Raw genomic sequence first — 21,094 nt, forward strand, 5'->3', positions numbered from 1 at the left:
ACAAGTTGGTGCCACTTTGTCTTCGATCAACACATCATCCCAGCAGTAGTTATAGTTGGTTTCATCTGCAGCTGTAGCTGGGTTGTCCGCAGTGTCAGCACCCCACAATTCGATCGTTACCCGCTCTGACAAATCGCAGCAGAAGAACTCAACGATGTCTTGCAGCGGAGTCATCAACTTACCTCCCTTCAGGATGAACGTTTCACCAAAATCTTCAATATCGCCATCGCCATTCCGGTCAAAACCGTCTGCTTTGCTATAATCCTTGTCTGCTGGCAGAGGATCCAAAGTACCGTTGCCGTTCGTGTCGTAACCTTTGGCAATGAAGCTAGCTGCACAGGAAGCAGGTACATTGCGACGTACCGCAATCCAAGCCATCTTACAGTTGTCCCATGATCCTTCGTCGATGTCTGCAGCGCTAACTTGGGCATATCCGTTGGTGTAACCATTGGCATTGCTCAAAGTGATGTGCAAGTCATCATCACACTTCATTACAGGAGCAATCTTGTCCTTTACTTCAAAGACGAAACAAGCTGTAGAAGCATTGTAGCAGCCGTCGAAAGCGTCAATCACCATCAGGTGTTTGCCCACTGGAAGGCCGATCATCATCCCGTTCATTACTGCATACTCCACTTTATCCCAGCAGATGTCCTCCTTATTGCAATACCTCAAATCTTCATGTTCGCCACGTAGCTCTGCTTTATGCGCCTCTGGTTCTGGTTGACAGAATGGGTAATCTGGGCCTTCGTAAACCAAAATACCTTTAACATAGCGATCTTTGGTGTAAACGCTTACGCTTACATTACCCAGTGTGCAGTTGTCTTTGATGGTCACACCAAAAGCAGCTTTAATACCAGTTGCGGTTACAGGTATGGCGGCAGTACAGTCCATTGGACCTGTAGAAATATCAAATGGAGCTCCATGTGCATAATCATAGGTTGGGGCTTCAAAATCTCCGATTTTTATCAGGATGTGAAGTGTATCCACAATACCTCCAGCACACCAGTCAAAAATGTACATTTCTCTGTCGATCTTCAAACCTTTACCGCCACAGATGGGGAATTCTGTATCTTTGATTTGGACTGAATAGTTGCATTCAACCTCGTCAATGTACAAACAACGTTTGTTGTCACCAGTGTTGAAATAACTACAAATGGATGGTGTTACATCCTCCTTTTTGATCAGGCTCTTGTCGGGAGTGCAAGCATTGTATTCCACAACGCGGTCGTATTTGCCTTCACCTCCTCCATTGAAGGAAAACTCAGCAATTTTTGGCCGTTTGAAATCAATCATTTGAACCTTATCTGTGGTCATACCATTGCAATCAGTGGCTACCCATTGGCGGAAAATACGTGCGTAAATACCACCATTCTTTTCCATTTGTTCGCAAGAATAATATTCAACACGGTCGCTCCACTTCAAGGTAGTTCGGCAACCACAATCGCGGCAATTGTCACGGAAGTATGGATACCCAAGGTTTTTGATGTTGTCAGAAACCAAACTTGCTGGCTTCAAACCACACGCTGAATCATCCTCAATCCCTTCTGCATTGTTGATGACCTGACTATTACTTGTCGATGGCCGAGGTGAGCTAGTAGTGCCCACATTGCCAATGGTCAAACGATTGTTGAGAACGTAGTTTACATCGTAACAATCCAAAGGCTCCTCAATAAAGTTGGCACATTCCAGGATTGGTCCGGTTTTGTCATCAGCAATGATGGTACCCCAACATGGTGCATAATCGAAACAAACTTCGTATTCGGGTTTGAGACGAACGAGGTATTTGTGCGTTCCAGCACAATCAACATAGTTATCGTTGTTGCCATCTTCAATAAGTACTTCCAATGCATCGCGAAGCAGTTCACGGTTAGGACATTGTTCAAAGCCATCAATCACCAAATCAGGAGTGATCAACAAGCGGCAATTCTTGTCCAAAGTAACCCGCACTTCGGTCACGCAGGCCAAACACTGGATGTCTGCTTTTGGCCGGATGTTAACCGTTACATAGAATGGATCACCTTCACAATCTTCCTTACTGGTTGGAACAACCCGATAGATAATTGTCTGCGTAGTAGTAGTCAAATTGGTCAGGAGGTCATTGATGACACCACTAGTTCCCGCAGGGTTGAAGGTTTCACCATCAATTTGTGGATGGTTGTAAGGAACATTGGAACCTACCGATGCTACACTATACCACTTAAAGGTGCTTTGTACGTCACATTTCACTTGTAATTGCAAATCTACATTGACCGCAATACAAGAGTAAATGGTTTTTTCAATCGGTAGACCAACTGGTTTTGGAATGACTTTGAAATAAGCACTTTTGGTGAGGGTTTGATCACAAACGTCGGTCATGACGATTTTGATGGTTACCTTGCCACCACACTCACTTGGAGCCTTTACATTATTCAAGTTCGCCACCTCCTGGTCATTCACATAATATTTCACAGTGGCACTACAGCCACCACTTGTATTGAATTGAGCAATCCAGGCTGCGAATTCTGTGTCAATGCCAGCTTGAAGTAGGCATCTTACCGTTTTATCAACAGGGAGGTTGATCACCAAATCTGGGCGGGTGAGTACGGTATATGTCTCGTCTTTCACTACCGTTTGATCACAATCGTCGGTCACCGTCATTACGATGCGAACTGAACCGCCGCAGGAGCTTGGTGCTACTAGTTTGGTCAGGTCGGTAACTGTTGTCAGGTTACCACCGTTGATCGATACTTCGTATTTGATCTTGTAGTTGCAACCACCGCTCGTGTATTTGAAGGCCGCTTTCCAGCTAGCGAAGTCGTTCGTGGAGGCACAAGCTTCTTTCGTTACACTCTCAGGGCCTGCTGCTACCAAAGTTGGGCGGGTAGGCACCGTATAAGTAGCGTCCTTCACCACCGTTTGGCCACAGTCGTCGGTCACCGTCATTACGATGCGAACTGAACCGCCGCAGGAGCTTGGTGCTACTACTTTGCTCAAGTCGGTAAATGTTGTCAGGTTGTCACCGTTGATGGATACTTCGTATTTGATCTTGTAGTTGCAACCACCACTGGTGTATTGGAAGGCTGCTTTCCAAGTAGCAAAATCGCTCGTGGAGGCACAAGTTTCTTTCGTTACATTTTCTGGGCCAGCTGCTACCAAAGTTGGGCGGGTAGGCACCCTATAAGTAGCGTCTTTCACTACGATTTGATCACAATCGTCGGTCACCGTCATTACGATGCGAACTGAACCGCCGCAGGAGCTTGGTGCTACTACTTTGCTCAGGTCGGTAACTGTTGTAAGGTTACCACCATTGATCGATACTTCGTATTTGATCTTGTAGTTGCAACCACCACTGGTGTATTTGAAGGCGGCTTTCCAGCTAGCAAAGTCAGTTGTCGAAGCACAGGTTGGCTTGGTTGCATCCTTTGGTCCTTCTGCTTCCAAATCTGGGCGGGTAGGTACAATGAAGGTAGACATGCACATCTTTTCAGCAGTACAAGCGTCCTTGACCAAAATTTTGATCTTGACTTTTCCACCGCAATAGGTAGGTGCAGAAATATTGGCAATGCTCTGATATTCTGCTTCTACACCATCATTGATGCTCACCAGGTAACGTACCATGGGAGAACAACCACCAGTATAGGTAAAACTATTTTTCCAGGTGCTAAACAGATTGGCAATGTTCTGGGTCGTACAAGTCTCCTGAATCGCAAAATCAGTTGGTACGGTGCAAGATAGCGCTGGTGGTTTTACAACGTAGGTTTCAGCACAAGTTCCTTCGATGAAAGGCTCGTCATCCTCGTCAAACTTGTCATTGTCGTTCAAATCATCGTAAAGGATATAAGTGTAGGTGCGGGTTAAGCCATCCCCACACAAGGAACCACCATCAGTGGTAATCACCTTGATCTTTGCTTCTTCACAAAAGGCAATGTTGCTGAAGACATCGGCAGGGTTGGTCTTTGCTGCTGGTACAACGCTGTAATCACAACCCGTCAATGGGGAAGGTTTAGTCAATTTACATACCCCCTCCAATTTGCAGCATTGCAACAAAATGGTCTCACTGATTGCAGGGCAATCATTGGCATCTTTAAGATAAATGGGCTGATTGGAACCATCAGCAAATGGGACGGAAATGATACCATTGGCAGGAACCACACTAAAGCTGTTGTTGTTCAGGGAATAAGTGAAAGGTCCGGTACCGTTGGTGATATTCAGGATAATATCAATGTTCTCACCACTTCTTGACTCACAATCCAGTTCTGGTTCAAATGCAACTGGTTTAACCAAAATAAGGGTGGTACTTGGATTGGAAGTGCAATTGTTGGCATCGGTCACCTCTACATCGTAGGTGCCGGGCCCCAGATTGGTAAAATTGTAACTTGTATTCGCAGTGGAAGCTGAAGTACTTGCCAAAGTGCGGCTTGGATTGTGCTTGTACAAACGATACACAAAAGGTGCCGTGCCCGTAGCAGTGGCCTGGATTGCCCCTTGCGGAGTCCCCAGGTTACAAACCGGGCTGATTGGTTCGATGTCTACCTCAGGTTTTTGATTAATGGTCGTTGTTGTACTACAGTTGGTAGGACAATTATTGGTCGCTGTACCAGACAAACTCACTGTGAAATTAGTCAGGACAGTTCCGTCGGGTATGGTTACCGTTATTGAATTAGTCCCCTGGCCTGTAAAAAACAAAGCACCAGTAACCGACCAGGTGCGGCCAGTAACTCCAGTCGTGGTGAAAGTAGCGGTACTACCTTCACAAACAGAAGCGGGGCCGTTGATCGTACAAATGACCAATTCCTTAATGGTGACGGTTTTGGTACAGGATTCGGTACAGCCATTTTTAGAAATGGTCATACGTACAGTATAAGAACCTGTTGCATTGGATGGAATGGAAACAGTAACAGTACTATTGTTGGTAGCCCCAGCAAACGTAGCACCAGCAGTGTTGCCTTCCAAAGACCAGGCATAAGTTGCTCCAGCAACACTTTCTACCGAGTGAGCATTCTGTGTCTCCCCCTGACAAATTGAAGTACTTCCCGTGATGTCACAAGGCAAATCCAGGCCTTTATCAACGGTGAAGCTGCACTCGGCATAACAACCATTGTTGTCGGTAATGCGAATGGTGTAATTGCCGGGTTTCAAATTATTGACTACCACCGGACTGGTCGCAGAACTGACCTGGTTAAATTGAGTTGGTCCACTGATCCAGCTTGCCACATAATTAGGCGAGGCATTTAAAACAGCGACACTCACCGAGCCATTGTTCTGACCTACACACTGCTCTGGAGTGGGGGTACAGTTGATCGATACTTCACTTACAGTGCCAATGGTACTGGTCAGTATTTTCTTACAATTGTTGGCATCAGTGACGGTAACACTAATGGAACCAGGTTCAAGACCTGTAACCTGGGTGCCACCCATCGCCACAGTTCCTCGTGACCAGTTATAAGTGTATGAGCCAGTACCACCACTTGCACTTACCGTAGCCGAACCATTGGTGGCACCAGTACAGGCAGCAGGAGTGGGGGTAATAGAGCCCGTGATGGCGTCAGGCTCTTTAATTTCAACCACCTCCGTATACACACAACCATTCTTATCGGTCACCGTAACGGTATACATTCCAGGGCCAAAACCAGTGAAGGTTTTTGTTGCTCCATTCGAAGTTTGGTTGGATTTGCCTGTCACCGATATGGTATAGTTAGCAGTTCCATTGGTAGGATCTACTGTGATGGTTCCGTCAGCAGCATCCTTACATTTGACGTTGGTGAAGGTGACATCGGCATCAACGCCCGGTGCAGCAACTACGGTGCAAGTTTGAATCTTGCTACACTTGTCGTTCGGACCATAAGTAACAGTTACTGAATAATTGCCAGGCGTCAAACCAGTGATGGCAGAGGTGTTAGCACCATTGCCCCACAGATACTTAACCGTACCCAGATTAGAGCCCGTTACGCTTACACTCACGGTGCCATCGCCCGCGCCACCAGGGCAATCAGGGGTAGAAGCGCAAGAGATCGTAGCCGTAGCAGAAGCAACGGTAACTGAACTTTTGCAATAGCCGCAAGACTCGCTGTCAGAAGGCTTAACGGTGTTGGCTAGCGGCTTATAAACAACCGCTACCGTATAACTCCCAGAGGGAAGGCCGCTGATCGTGTTGGCACCACTGACTGCAGTTTGAGCAACCGCCCAAGTGCCGCCATTGCCGACCCGAATTTCGTAATCGCTGACGTTGGTTCCTGTAGCTGGTGTAAAGTTGACAAAAACCTTACCGTCGGAACTTGTTTCGCAGGCAGCTTCGGATCCGGTAACACTCCAATCAAATTTCTTGTAGTTGACACAGGCTTTGAGTGAAGCAAAAACGGTGGTAACAGCTTGTAAGTTACCGTTGCTGATGGTTAAGGTGGTGAAACCATCGGCAAGGCCTTCGATGCAGACTTTATCTGAGCAATTTTTGGCAAAAAGAGCGTCTAAGTCGCCCGGGTATGGAGAGGTCTTAGTACGGGTAGGTAAGTCGCCAGATTTTTCTTCCCCAGCTTCCAAGGTAATGGTTCCGGTAAACGCAGCAGGTTCGAGTGGGTCAAAAAGTAGGTTGCACATCCAGGCTTTGACACAGCCCAAAAGGCCCACCGAGGTGTTCTGCGAGAGGTTCCCAATGTTTTTAACCTTCCAGGTACCTTCCATGGTCATGGTTACTTCCACTTTGGAAAAACCGACTGCATTACAAGGTGCTTTGGGCAGGCAATAATCATTTGGATTGAGTAAGAGCCAGTTGGAGCTTGGAGTGCCGTCGCAGAGTTTCCCGTTGGTCGGATCACAAGCATCTTTCGTTACTCTGGCGCAATTGGTAGTCCAATCGGTGGCGATTTTGGAGATGTTCATGGGTGTCACATCGCAAGTTTGAGCAAACCCTAGATGGGGAATTGCCATAGCAATGATCAACCATAGCCCCAATTGGAGATAGGTGTGAATTTTTTTCATGTCGTGATTATGATGTATTCAATACTGGAAATAAAAACAAAAAGCATCAAGCCTTATTCGTAGTTGTACTTGATGCAAACCTTCGCTTTCAGGTTCGAAGTGATGGTTGAGACTTGATCTTTAAAGTTGATCAATCCACTCACACTCAGTGGTATCGTCAGGTTGCCGCTGCCCGTGAAGGCATCCAGATTCTTGGTAATCAGCTCGTTACTCTGTTTGGAATCTTTGAATGTTTCAGAAAAGCCATTTTCCTGCATACCTTCGTCCTGCACTGTTTTATTGAACTTGGCGCTGGATTGATGTACTTTTTGCGTTTGGTTAGGCAATTGAGCCGTCAAATCCACACTCAACATCAAGGCATAATTGTTTCCTTTTACCTCCTTTTCAGCTACATCGGCCATGATCATGCACTCGGTCATGATTTCCACACTGCGTAAAGTACCCAGATTGGGATCAAATTTGGGCAGGCTCAAGGTCGCAGTTTGGCTGTTGTTCAGGAAAGTAACTTCATTGCAAGTTTCGGCAGGAACAATAAAACGATTGGCTTTTGTGTCAACACTCTTTTGAACAAGATCTGTCCACAAGAATAGTGTTACAAGTGGTAGCACGAAGTACAATCCTGTGTGCTTCGGTTTTTTTTGGATTGTGGGAGAATCATCCCAAAGCCTTGTTATTGCTTTAAGACAATACTTTAACCCCTCGCTTCCGGCGTGGAGCAAGTCGTAATTTTTTTTCATGAGAACATTTTGATTTACAAAGTTATTGATTACCAACGCTATAGAACAAAAGAGACAAACCTCTTTAGCCTATAAACAACATTCAAGTTTTTTATAGTAATAAAAATACTATTCTAATGACTGAGTAAACACCAAGTCACAGAAATGAAACCGAAAAATTAGCGTAGTGGTAATATTCGCAGTGATAAAGCACTACAAATCAAGCATTACAAAGGGTACGTGGTAGTGAGATCGAATAAACAAGGGGGATTGAACTTTTGAAAGAGAGTCAAAAGTATTCACAGCAAAATTCTATCATATGGCAAATGTAAACATTGATTTTGAAAAACGAAATAGTTTGGTTTTCTTTTTAAAAAAAATCAAATAGGCGCTGAAAAAATCCTTGTGATGTTATTTAAAGCAGATTTGATCTAACCCTTAATTTAGGTCTTGGATCTAAAACCACTATAGTATTTAAAACCTGTGGTGGCTTTTTTGCACAAAAAAAATGCCCGTTCAGCTTATTTAAAAGCCAAACGGGCATATGGATCTATGAATGGGCCTATTGCTGTGAGTAACTTAGTTGTTGCTCAGCTGGCACAAATTCAAAATCGATGATCCCATTTTTCTTCAAAAACAACAGAATCCCTCTCACCGTCTCTTTTAAACTTGGATCAGGCCAACCCACTGGTGAGGCATCCCGCGCAGCTCGGAAGTTGCTGTTGTCATAGAGTTTGAACTCCATTGCTGAAATGTTCTCTACGGAACGCACCAAAAAATCGAGCAAGGGGAAAAGCAAATCATCCTTGGTACAACGTTCCAGAATCACAGGTACAAATTCCTTGAGTGGGTAGATCACAAACTCCCTGCCTGTCAATTCGGTAATGATGTCCGTGATATCCCGCATGTTGGAATATACATCCCGAACAACGTGGAAAGTTTCGTTGATGGTAGCCGACATATTGGAAGCGGCCACGATGTTGTGAGCTGCCCGGTCTGCCGGTGAAAAACTGACCTGGTTTTGCGCATCGACACCAATGCCATAATTGAACATAAATGCAATCAGACGAATGGAAATGTCGAAATTATGGCCTCCCCCGTTGATAGAAGGAGTGATCAGGGCTGGGCGGAAAATGCGCCCATGTAAGCCTCGGCTCAAAGCATCCTTTACAATTTCTTCTGATACCCATTTGGTTTGGCTGTAGCCAAAATCGAGGAGGTTGATGTCGTCGTTGGTGGTCGATTCGTACAATACATCTCTAACTGCCCAACCAAAAATAAAAGTTGTGGAGATGTGGTTGAACACCTTGGGATTCCCATGGAAAGCCAGTTTGAGAATTTCGTTGGTGCCTACTACATTGACGTTCCGCATCCTGTCGTAATTGAACAGGTAGTTGACCGTAGCGCCATTGTTGTAGATTTCCTGCACATTATTGGCCAGGAACTCCCATTTTTCGCGACTCAACCCAAGTTGCTGCTGGCCTAAATCACCACACACAGGAATAACCCGTTCTCTAAATGCAGTTTCCAGTTGTGCATTCATTGGCTCAACTGCCTCCATAGCTGCCAGGAGGCGTTCCATACCTTGTTCTTCACTGGAAGCCCGGACCAAAACGTAAACCCTTTGATCAGTTTGTTCCAGGATACTTTTTAAAATGAATGGGCCAAAAAATCCTGTTCCCCCAGTCAGCAAAACATCTGTCGCACGGTGCTCATTGGGGTAAACCGGAGCAACTGGATCAAATGATAAGTGAACATCACTCAACATCATTTTCTGCTCCATCTCGGTATGCTCTTTCTGGAGCGTGTCGATCATTTTTTTCAAACGCAGAATGGCCAGTGCCGATGCGGATTCAAATTGGGCAACCAGGTCAAACAATTCAGAAATAGAAATTTCCTGAATGAGTCGCAGGTCTATTTGTTTGGATAAGGCATCCGCACCTTTTTCCTTGAGCAATTCCTTGATGTCGTGCATCAACACGGCCAAATCGATGGACTCAAGGCCCGCTTTGCCCAAGGTGTAGGTTTCTTCACCCGTAAATCCGTACTTTTGCTTCAGGTCATCCAGCGGCGAAACGGGGCCTTTGTGCTCTTCATGAAAATGTTCAACCGCTGCCGCTCCGGAAAACTGCTCTAGGACATTAAATTGGCCAGTTTCCCACATCTCCTTGGCTTTGTGTCGCATGATTTTACCAGAACTGGTTTTGGGGATTTCTCGTGCAGACACAAAAGCGATGATGTGGGTTTGTACATTCAAACTCTTGCGGATGGCATTGACAATGGGCAATGGATCGGGCAGTGATTTGGGGTTCTTGACGCCAACAACTACCACCAGTTTTTCCTCGCATTCAAAAACATCAAAAGCTGCGGAAAAACCATGGCGTACATGGGTTGAGGCCGTTTTTTCGACAATTTTTTCAATATCCTGAGGGAAATAATTCAACCCTCTGATGATGATCATGTCTTTTTGGCGGCCGCAAATGTATAACTCATCCTGGTACAAAAAGCCAATGTCACCGGTGCGGAGGTAGTTGTTGGCGTTTTGGTTTTCGCCAACTATTGAAGCCTGAAAGATTTTTTTGGTCAAATCAGGCTTGTCCCAATAACCGAGACATTTACTTTTTCCACTCAACCATACTTCTCCAATCTGTCCTTCCTTAAGTGCGTGGCGGGTATTGGGGTCTACAATTCTGACAATGATATCCCCCAGGGGGGCTCCACAGTTCATGATGTTGGTACCACAATCCGGCTCAGACAAGACGGGCAATACCTTCAGTTTGTTTTGTTTGAAGGCGGCAGGATCAAGCGATACATAAGTGCGGCCATAATTGGTTACAGCCAAGGTATTCTCTGCCAAACCGAAGGCAGCAAACAAAGCTTCTGCTTTGAGTCCATAAGGCTCAAAGAATTTCAGAAACCGAGTATAGGTAGACGGAATAACTGGCTCCGCTGCGGTCATTAGGTACTCGAGTGAACTCAGGTCCAGTTTTTCCAAAGTTTGTTCAGAAATTTTGCCTGCTTGTAAACAATATTCAAAGGCAAAGTTGGGTGCGGAAGAGTGAGTTGCCTTGTATTTGGTGATGGTCTCCAACCACAAAGCCGGACGCTGGATAAAATCAAGCGGCGAAAACCCATAAGTGGTTCCTCCCTTTAAAGCAATGTAGATGTAATAACCGATTAAGCCCATATCGTGATACTGGGGCAACCAGCTCACCCCAATTGGGACAAATTCAGTAGCCAGATCACAGTTGTGCAAGATGTTCTGGTGGGAGACCATTACCCCCTTAGGCTCACTGGTAGATCCCGAAGTATATTGCAAAAACAAAACATCCGAATGGCCTGCCTCAAATCCATTTTTATTGACGTCTCTGAAATCTTCAGTATTGATCCAACTGAGTTTGGAGATGTAACTCGTGCTAAAAAATGATTCTGCAATATTGGTCCGGGACAAGTTCAGTTTGACAGACCAATAATAATCCCGACTGGTCAGGATGGCTTTGGCCTGACAATCCTTGGCAATGTAGGTCATTTTATTGAGTGACGACTCAAATCCATGAGAAGTCGGAGGATAAGCAGGCACTGGTATCCACCCAAGGCGAGCACAAGCAAAAAAAGCACAAATCATCTCCAACCCGGGGGGATAAGCCAATAAAATTCGGCTTCCTACTGGAAAGTTATGCTCGTTATACAGGTTGCTTGCAATTGCGTTGGTGCGATAGATAAATTCACTATACGTGTATTTCTCTGTTTGGTTGCCAGAAATATCATGGAATGAAAAGAGTAGCTTGTCCGGTTGTTCATCCACCCAGAAATCAAGTCTTTCAAAAATAGAATTCATAGGCAAAGCTTGTTCGTTTATTGTCAATTGGTTATTCGAATTGTTGTCCTTCATTAAGAAACTGAAGCATTGTTGTCCTTTGCAAAGTTTTGGGAAGTCATGGAGACCGGTGGTTTACCCAGGAGTTTGAGCAATTTAAGGTGGTGGGCCATAGCCTGGTACATGTAGCGGTTTTCACGGTATTCAACACCGAATTCAGCTGCAGTGTCTCTTACTATTTTTGTCAACTTGGGATAGTGCGTATGTGCCACTTGAGGAAAGATGTGATGAACCACGTGGTGATTCAAGCCCCCACAAATGAAATTGGCAATGCGACTGCGGGTAGCATAATCTGTAGTTGTGGCAAAAATATGATCTACAAAATCCAGGTCATAACGCGTTTCTGGGAATTCATTGATATCGAGCAGGTGAGCAGTTTGAATGATCCAGGCAGCGGCCAGTCCCATGATCAAATGAGTGACCACAAAAGCAATAAGGACTTGCCAAAGCGAAAAATGAAGCACTATAACCGGAATGCCAATCATGTAAAAAAGGTAGAGTATTTTGCTCCCGATGATGGTTATCCATTCCCTCAGTGGGTGCTTTACATCTTCTACATGCTTGTTGTTGTTGAAAAACAGGTACTCAAAATCCTTCACAAAAAGGAAGTCAAGTGTGGTAATTCCATACATGGGAAAAACATAGAGGTGTTGGAACTGGTGCATCCATTTCCACTCAGCGTGTGGTGAAAAGCGGAATATACCATGCGCAAAAATTCCTTCGTCATCGCCATAAACGTTCATTACCGCATGGTGACCTTTGTTGTGCATGATGCGCCACATGTAAGAACTGATGCCGCAGGCATCCAGTACATAGCTGAGAACCTTGTTGACGATTTTTTTATTCGAAATGGAATTGTGGTTGGCGTCGTGGGCTATGTTTAAAAACATAAAAATCTGACCCAGGCCTTGGAATAAGTACAGGAAAAAGAATTGGGTGTAATTCCAGTCGTATGCCAATAACAATACATAACTACCAATCCACCAGGCCAGTGCAAAAGTAACTTTTAAAGTCATCTCCCAGTTTCCCTTTTTGGAAAGCTGGTTCTTTTCAAAGTAAAAATTCAGCCTTTCAAATAAAACCTTTTTGAACGCCGCATTGGTGTCGACTTCAGTTGTTGACATTTTGTAGGTGTTTTTTGTTTAGAATCAGATCGTCTTTTGAGCAAAAAATGGTGGCTTCTACCCCAAACTCAAAATCTTCGTCGTGCTCTTAATCCCCAAATGTAATAAGCTTGTCTATATTTACTACCCTGTTGATCTATATTATTTGGTAGTTTGTTCGAGCAAGTCTCATGGATGAGGGGCCAAAACTTAGGTTTTTAATCGCCCCTCTTCAAGCCAGGCCCGCCTCTGAATACAATCCAAAATCTCCGATTCCTCATGGGCAATCTGCAAAATCGTGCGCTCTGAATTGGCCAATTGGCTGAATAATGCCTGCACCAGTGACGTTCTTTCCGCATCCAAACCCTGAAAAGGTTCATCCAAAATCAACACCGGGGGATTGAGGGCCAGGGCTCGTGCAATCATCACCATTTTTTTTTCGCCAGAGGACAATTGTCCCAATGCAGTTTGAGAAAAAATGGTTAGACCCAATGCAGCCAATAATGCATCGATATGGCTTTTTTCGGCAGCTTTGATTGGGCGTACCAAAACCTGGGTTCCACTTAACCCCGATTGCACTACATCCAATACTTTTGCACTTTGTGGCCAATAATTCTGGATTTCGGGCGAAACGAAACCAATGCGGGCTTTGATTTGCCAGATGCTTTCACCTGAGCCCCGTTTTTTGTCGAAAATAACCAAATCCTGGGCATAGGCACTGGGGTTATCGGCATACATCAAACTGGTCAAGGTTGTTTTTCCGGATCCATTAGGGCCCTGCAACAACCATTTTTCCCCTTTGCGAATGCACCAGTTTACCTCACTTAACAATTGTTTGTCGCCAGCATAAATTTGTCCTTTGTGGATGTCGAAAACACGGTCAAAAGGTGCCGGTGGGCTTTCGAATTGAGGCAACTGATTCCGGGTGGGTATGGCTCCACTCCGACTTGTATAAGGTACCAACTGGATGCATTCCACTTCGTGATCTTTTGAAAAATGGGATTTTACAGTGAGTACCACCAAACAACATCCGCTTCGCTCGTGAAAATGCCGCAAAAATTCCGACAATTCCGCTATCGACTTGGCATCCAAACCTGTAAAAGGATTATCCAAGATGTAAATCAGAGCGGGTTTTAATAAAGTTTTTGCAATGAGCACCTTACGGGTTTCTCCACTCGATAATTCGATCATTTCCCGATCCAATAATTTGGAGGGCAAAATGATTTGGGCAAAGTCTACCGTGGCTGGATCAGCCTGTTGTAATTTGAGAAAATCGATGACTTTAATGGATTCCTGTTTGGCGCCGCTTTGGTAACGTTCCTGGTAATAGGAGCTGGAATATTGAAACACCGAACCATCGGCGGTAAAATCGGTATAGGAAATTTCAGTCAGGCTAAGCTGGCGGGTGACGTTGTTTTTGTTGAACACCTTGCCGCAGAGAACGCGGGCCAGATAAGATTTGCCGCTGCCATTGGGGCCAGTGATTTCGTAAAGGTGCTGGGATTTTAGTTCAAAATCAAGCACCTGATCTCCAATGGATAATCCAGTTACAGCTATTAGCGACATTGATACCTTTTAAAATTTTAGCCACGAAGGCACGAAGATCAGAAAATGTTGCTTAGTGTCTTAGTGCCTTCGTTGCTAAAATAAAGATATTTTACAAGCTCAAAACCAATGCTTCGTAGGGTTTCAATTGATTTATAGCCTTGGCATCAGGATAATTCCCCAAGAGTACCTTGGCTTTGCTCAAATCCAATCCATCGATATTTACTTTTGCCTCTACAGCTTTAAAATTGAGTAACACTAAGATGGTTCGGCCTTCCAATGAGCGAGTATACGCAAAGATGGAGGGGTTTTCAGCATCCACCAACGTAAAGTCGCCGTAAATCAAGGTCCGTTCTTTTTTCCGCAATTGAACCATCTTGCGGAAGTAGTTGAGCACTGATTTGGGATCCTTTTCTTGCGCAGCTACATTGACGCTGGTGTAATTGGGATTGACCTTGAGCCAGGGTTTTCCAGCTCCAAAACCGCCATTTTCACTATTCTCCCACTGCATAGGGGTACGCCCGTTGTCGCGAGATGAGATTTTCATACCTTCCAAAAAGCGTTTCAGATCGCCACCTTTGGCTTTCACCTGGGCGTAATTCGTCAATAGTTCGATGTCATTATACTCTTCCACTTTGTCGAACTTGATGTTGCTCATGCCAATTTCATCGCCGTAGTAGTAAAAGGCAGTGCCCCGCATGCTCAGAATGAAGGTGCTAAGCATTTTGGAAGCGGCATCCCGAAATTCAGGGCTATCGTTGCCCCAACGGGTCAGCATACGGGGTTGATCGTGGTTGGCGAGGTAAATGGTGCCCCAGCCTTTTTTGGAAAAGGCTTCAGTCCACTTGGCGTAAATTTTTTTCCAGGCAACAAAATCATAACCCTTAGGGTTGGGCATTTTGTACTCATTGGGCAGGTAACCGAAGTCAATGGCTTCGAAATAATAAGCCATATTCAGTTCCTTGCGGTCGGGATCAACAAACTTCATTACCCGCTCTACATCACCCATAGCCTCAGCTACTGTTGCGACGTTGTATTTGCTCAACACTTCACGGTTCATTTCCTGCATGTAATCATGCAGGTAGGGGCCGCTCGCGTAATACATGCCCCATTGGCCATTGTACTCTGCCGGAAGTGGTTGCCAGGTGGTATCTTTGGAGCAAAAAGCAATTGCATCCAGGCGGAAACCATCAATTCCTTTGTCCAACCAAAAACGCATCATTTTGTAGATTTCCTGACGTAGTTGAGGGTTTTCCCAATTCAAATCAGGTTGGGCGTCGGCAAAATAATGTAGGTAATAGGAATTCGTCGCCTTGTTGTATTCCCAGGCGTCCCCTTTTTCATCAAAAATACTCCAGCGATAGGGTGGTTTTCCTTTTTCGGCGGGCCACCAATGGAAGTATTTGTAGTAGGGGCTGTTTCGCGAACTACGCGCCGATTTGAACCAGGCGTGTTCAGAGCTGCAATGGTTGACCACCAGATCCATAAACACCTTGATCTCGCGATCGTGGAATCCCTTGAGCAAGGCATCAAAGTCTTGCATGGTCCCGAACTCCTTCATGATGTTTTGGTAATCCGAGATGTCGTAGCCGTTGTCCTTGTTGGGTGAGGCATAAATGGGGTTGAGCCAGACCATATCGATACCCAGGCTTTTGACGTAGTCCAATTTGGAGATGATCCCTTGCAGGTCCCCTACTCCATCACCATTGCTGTCTTTAAAGCTGCGCGGATAAATCTGGTACACAACTGCCTCTTTCCACCAGGGTTCTCCACTAGTGCGGGCGCTTGTTTTGGCCCTTGATTGATCTGTTTTTTGCGTTGCCTGCTTACAGGCGCCCAGCAAAAGGGCTATTGCCAGAATTGGCAACAGGGTTAATTGAAGGACTAATCTCATTTTTTATTGTTTCATACCTTACAAATGTAAACAACAGAAAATGAAATGCCGAATTGGAGGTGTTTTTTTGGTTTGGCTTGCTTTGTCTTTATCGAATTTTGCTAAACACATGAGATTCTTCCCAATTTTGGGCAACTAAACGCAGTACATAATGCCCATTAGGCAGTTCATTTATGTCCAAAGGCGTAAACGCTTGGGCTATAATGCGGCCTGATACGAGTATTCTCCCTGTACCCAATTCGCAAATATGAAAATTCAAATCAGTTCCAAAAGTTTGGCTATCCAATTGCAAATAAATCGTCTCCTTGAAGCTGGGATTAGGGAAAATTTTACCACGTTTAACCTGGCTTAAGGGTTTTGGTGAATGGAGGGCTGTACGGACACCGCCTACCTTTATGAGCCCTGATGCGTCATTAGGTGCGCCAAATACCCCACCCAGGTAATAACTCTTCGAATCGATTTTTGCCAGTTTGGCAAATCCTGGATCGAGTAATTCCGGCAAAAAATCGCCAACAAAGTTTCCGTTTTTGTCAATGATGATGCTGTTCAAAACCGGGCGGTCATTGTATCGGTCAAAAAAACCGTGGACCATAAGATGACCATCGGGCAATGCTTCAATGAGTGAAACCTCGGAAAAAGTGCTGGTACTGTGCAGAATATTTGCCGTAAAGTCACTCACTTTTTTGCCGCTATGATCCAGTTTGGCTAAAAAAGGCCGAGCTGAATTGTTCAGGGAACGGATATAACCTCCAACAAAAATGGCATTGCTATCGGTCGTCACTGCAGTTAAAGAAACCGCCTTTTCATCCAATTCGGCCTGGAAACTTTGGTCACGGGTTCCATCTGGCAGGGCGCGTACAATTGTTGTAGTGTCTGATCCATCATAACGAATTTCCCGACCATAAATGAGCAGCCTTTGAGCGGGGTCGACCAACAAACCATTGTATCGAAACAAGCCATCAATGTGCAATTGCCGGTAATCGGCTTCAAGTGAACCATTGCCATTGTAGCGCACCAATTCCTGGCCACTGAAGCTATTGATGCGATAAGCGATACCTTCTCCAGCATAGATTTTATCCTTGGCATCCACATCGAGGTACTGAATGCCGCTCCCCGAACCAAAATAAGGAAATGGTAAAGTCCGAAGGTTATAGCCATTTTTATCAGTAATGTTCATACCATTTAGCTGGCCATCAAAAGCCTGGCGGATATTTGCCCCAATAACCAGATCGCCATTGGACTGTTGCCGGATTTTGTTCACTTGCCGGTTGATATTGGCCAAATTGGGGTTAAAGGAAGAGTCAAACTCACCCGTTTCCAGCAAGCGGGCGATATGATTCACCCGAGTTCCATTGACCAGGTGAAAAAAACCACCCACGAGAAGTTTCCCATCCTTTTGCACCAAAAGATCCGATATCAAACCCATGGAATAGAGGCCGGCATTAAAAGATTGATCGATGCTTGGTAGTGTACCCGTACCCGTTTTTAATCGGACCAACCCAGGTTTAAAATCTGTACCGAATTGGGAAAAGCTCCCGATCAAAACTACTCGATCTTCACTTTGATTGGCTGCCCCCAACACATAACTATTGGCCCCCAGTCCCACAATCTGGGCGAAGGTACCATTCACCTTGACGTCATAAACCCGTTCCCCAAAAACTAAAAATCCATCCTGCCCATTAGGGTGAATGATACTTTGGCTATTCGGCAGGTATTGAGCAAAAATTCGCTTTCCATCCCGATCAAAAATATTAACATTGTTTTCATCGCCTGCCAATACCCCAATAGTGCCATTGGTAAAAATGCCTATGTTGCGGACCTTAAAGTTGGACACACCAGTCAGTAAGGGGTTAAAAGTAGTGTCTACTCTGCCCAGCGAGTCTACTCGGTAAATGTTTTGGACGCGTGTGTCAATTTGTAAATTTGTACCTGCGATGATCAACTCGTTGTTGGACTGAACCCCCAATTCATCTACACTGATTGTGGTTCCTGTTGCATCGGTAGCAAAACTAAATCCTCGAAAATTTGGATCGGGCTGACCATCTTTTGAAAAAAGTGAAGCATTGTAGAAGATTCCCAGAGTGCCGTCCTGCTTGGGTGAAACCCCGGATGCAAAAACCTTTTGATTAGGTAAAATGCAAAGATTGGTTATGGTTAAGTTCTCTTTGATCAAAGGCCTAAATAAAGGATCGATGGCACCGTTGGGCATCAAACGAAACAAGCTCCCCAGGTATTTACCTGCTGGGTCTGTAAAATTGCCCCCAAGAATGATTTTGCCATCCTTTTGCAATTCAATTTGATCTGGGGCATTGCTCAATTGAAGGGGGTAGTGAAAACTGGTGTCGACACTCCCATTCTCATCCAACCGAAATACATAACTTACTTCAGTATTGTTGACAAAGCCCTTTCCCCTACTGAGCACTAATAACTGATTATCAGCTTTTGCGATGATGCTAAATCCTGTACTGGCTCGCAAAATTCTCGGAGCAAAATTGGGATCAATGTTTTGTGAAAAAAGGATGGTGGTGCTCAATACAAAGGTCAAAAAGAATGATAACTTTTTCATTTGTTAGGTTTTGGGGAAATAATAAAACAAAGTTATTGTAAAACTCCGAATTGCACCTAAAAAACAAGTATCCCCAAAGCATAAAATGGATTGGAGCCACATGTTGATGTAGTCATGAAATTATATTGTTGTTTTAAGTGTAAAAAAGAAATTTTCTGCGTAAGCTGTATATGGAAGATTTTATAGAAACCATCAAAAATGAACGTTTAAGGGCTCGTCTAATGGATGCCATTTCAATCAGAAAACCTTTCCGTAGCTTTCGCAATGCCGTTGAAGATGAGGGGATTTTAGATGACTGGTACACCTAAAAGGATACTTATTTACAGATGCTTGTGAGTGACAGGTTATAAGTTTTAGGCTGTTTTTATACCCGCAGCACTCTCCAGGCCCAGTTCAACAATACTCTGCTCCCGCATTTCCACCTTGCGGATTTTTCCGGTAACCGTCATCGGGAAACCATCGGTAAAACGGACGTATTGTGGGATTTTGTAATGGGCGATCTGCCCCTGGCAATAGGCCTGCACTTCTTCAACCGTTAGGGTTTCACCCTCTTTTACCCGAATCCAGGCCATCACTGCCTCCACGTATTTCGCATCAGGCACCCCGATCACCTGCACGTCGCTGATTTTGGGGTGGGTGTACAAAAATTCTTCAATCTCACGCGGATAAATGTTTTCCCCACCTCGAATGATCATGTCTTTGATGCGGCCTACTATTTTGACATAGCCCTCCTCATCTATTGTCGCAAGGTCGCCCGTATGCATCCAGCGGGCCTTGTCAATGGCGTTGCGTGTAGAAATTTCGTTGTTCCAGTAGCCCAACATCACGCTGTAGCCACGGGTGCAGAGTTCACCTGGGATTCCCCTGGGAACAGTGCGTCCGGTTTCGGGGTCGATGATTTTGACTTCCAGGTGTGGGTGGATTTGTCCCACGGTACTGACCTGTTTTTCCAGCGGTGTTCCAACCCGCGTTTGGGTACTTACCGGACTGGTTTCGGTCATGCCGTAAGCAATTTCCATCTCGGCCACATGCATCAGGCTTTGCACCTTTTTCATCACTTCGATGGGGCAAGGAGAACCGGCCATGATCCCCGTCCGCAAACTGGTTAGGTCGTATTGGGCAAAATCGGGCAAATCCAACTCAGCAATGAACATGGTAGGGACTCCAAAAATCCCGGTAGCCTTTTCTTTTTCCACTGCAGCCAAAGTACTGGCGGGATCAAATCCTTCACTGGGGTAAATCATGGCGGCACCATGGGTGACACAGCCCAAATTACCCATCACCATGCCAAAACAGTGGTAAAGGGGCACAGGGATGATCAGCCGATCCTTTTCTGTAAAATTCATCAATTCTGCTACGAAATAGCCGTTATTCAGAATATTGTGGTGGCTGAGCGTGGCTCCTTTAGGGAAACCCGTGGTACCAGAAGTGTATTGAATATTGATGGGTTCGTCAAAAGCCAGGCTGCCTTGCCTTTGTAGCAATGCATCCATGGAAGTTTTTTCAGCTTCCTGTAAAAAATCTACCCAACGCCACATGCCAGGTTTTTCGTCCTCTGCCAGGCGAATGATGGTGTGTAGATGGGGAGCTTTTTCCGCTTTTAAAGCCCCCTCAGAGCAATGTTGCAGCTCTGGTGCTAAGGCAAAAAGCATCTCCGTAAAGTTGGAGGCCTTGAATTGATTGGCAATCACCAAAGTACTACACTCGGATTGATTCAAGGCGTATTCCAATTCGTGTAAGCGGTAACTGGGATTGATGTTGACCAAGATGGCTCCAATTTTGGCAGTAGCGAATTGTGTAACCGTCCACTCATAACGATTGGGCGACCACACCCCTACCCGATCTCCCTTTTGTACGCCCAAAGCCAAAAACGCTCTAGCGCAATCATCCACTATTCCTTTAAACTGCTGATAATTGAATCGAATATCCTGATGATGTACAATCAAGGCATCGTTGTTGGGAAAACGGGCTGCAATATCGTCAAGCATGTCGCCGATGGTGATGCCGAGCAGTGGTTTAGTACTGGTGCCGCTGAGGTAGCTGAGTGGATTGGACATGTGGACAGATTTTAGGCAAAATAACTGTAAAATAATTTCCCACTCAAATTACAAAAGATAAAGCGTGATTATGTGCTATCCGAAGAATAAAAAACCACAAAAATCTCTTCTAAAAAAATATTGCTTCAAAATAGGAAGTTTTGAAAAACAATTGTAAGTTTGACAATTAATGAGCCAAAAATTTGGACAAGACACTATTACCAAACATTTAGAAGCTTTAAGGCCATTCGGTACGCTTAAAGTTCAAGTTAAACTATTGCCACAACATCATCGGTAGCCTTTAAAATGAGTATAAAGGCAATGACAGGGGTACCTTAATTGATTTTAGTTTTTTGCTTAGAAATTCAATCGAATTCAGAGATTTTGAGGCAAAAAAATTCAA

8 protein-coding genes are annotated in these 21,094 nt (G+C 44.9%); all 8 read right to left on the reverse strand.

Features of this window, described 5'->3' with window-relative positions; translation table 11 throughout:
• Positions 1–6,954, reverse strand: a 6,954-nt coding sequence (locus tag SFV55_RS05645; protein WP_320028496.1) for a PKD-like domain-containing protein, incomplete at its 3' end; no start/stop codon positions are given.
• 53 nt (positions 6,955–7,007) lie between these two features.
• Positions 7,008–7,538: a choice-of-anchor E domain-containing protein gene (locus tag SFV55_RS05650; protein ID WP_320028497.1), complete on the reverse strand. Its 531-nt coding sequence runs from the start codon at positions 7,536–7,538 to the stop codon at positions 7,008–7,010.
• A gap of 694 nt (positions 7,539–8,232) precedes the next feature.
• Positions 8,233–11,508: a thioester reductase domain-containing protein gene (locus SFV55_RS05655; protein ID WP_320028498.1), complete on the reverse strand. Its 3,276-nt coding sequence runs from the start codon at positions 11,506–11,508 to the stop codon at positions 8,233–8,235.
• A 53-nt stretch (positions 11,509–11,561) separates the two neighbouring features.
• Complete coding sequence (locus SFV55_RS05660) at positions 11,562–12,671, reverse strand: acyl-CoA desaturase (RefSeq protein ID WP_320028499.1); 1,110 nt, start codon at positions 12,669–12,671, stop codon at positions 11,562–11,564.
• A 189-nt stretch (positions 12,672–12,860) separates the two neighbouring features.
• Positions 12,861–14,216, reverse strand: a complete 1,356-nt coding sequence (locus tag SFV55_RS05665; protein ID WP_320028500.1) for an ATP-binding cassette domain-containing protein — start codon at positions 14,214–14,216, stop codon at positions 12,861–12,863.
• Between the two features lie 91 nt (positions 14,217–14,307).
• A complete protein-coding gene (locus tag SFV55_RS05670) occupies positions 14,308–16,089 on the reverse strand; it encodes an alpha-glucosidase (protein WP_320028501.1) in 1,782 nt (593 codons plus the stop codon).
• An 88-nt stretch (positions 16,090–16,177) separates the two neighbouring features.
• Entirely contained in the window at positions 16,178–18,655 is a 2,478-nt protein-coding gene (locus tag SFV55_RS05675; protein WP_320028502.1) for a delta-60 repeat domain-containing protein, read from the reverse strand.
• A 353-nt stretch (positions 18,656–19,008) separates the two neighbouring features.
• Positions 19,009–20,712: an AMP-binding protein gene (locus SFV55_RS05680; protein ID WP_320028503.1), complete on the reverse strand. Its 1,704-nt coding sequence runs from the start codon at positions 20,710–20,712 to the stop codon at positions 19,009–19,011.
• Positions 20,713–21,094: the final 382 nt, after the last annotated feature.

Origin of the sequence: Haliscomenobacter sp., from assembly GCF_033763495.1 — a bacterium.
Classification (GTDB): Bacteria; Bacteroidota; Bacteroidia; order Chitinophagales; family Saprospiraceae; genus Haliscomenobacter.

Coding starts and splice junctions, on each gene's coding strand:
- SFV55_RS05655 (WP_320028498.1), bottom strand. CDS start 11,508: ATGAATTCTATTTTTGAAAGACTTGATTTCTGGGTGGATGAACAACCG.
- SFV55_RS05660 (WP_320028499.1), bottom strand. CDS start 12,671: ATGTCAACAACTGAAGTCGACACCAATGCGGCGTTCAAAAAGGTTTTA.
- SFV55_RS05665 (WP_320028500.1), bottom strand. CDS start 14,216: ATGTCGCTAATAGCTGTAACTGGATTATCCATTGGAGATCAGGTGCTT.
- SFV55_RS05670 (WP_320028501.1), bottom strand. CDS start 16,089: ATGAGATTAGTCCTTCAATTAACCCTGTTGCCAATTCTGGCAATAGCC.
- SFV55_RS05675 (WP_320028502.1), bottom strand. CDS start 18,655: ATGAAAAAGTTATCATTCTTTTTGACCTTTGTATTGAGCACCACCATC.
- SFV55_RS05680 (WP_320028503.1), bottom strand. CDS start 20,712: ATGTCCAATCCACTCAGCTACCTCAGCGGCACCAGTACTAAACCACTG.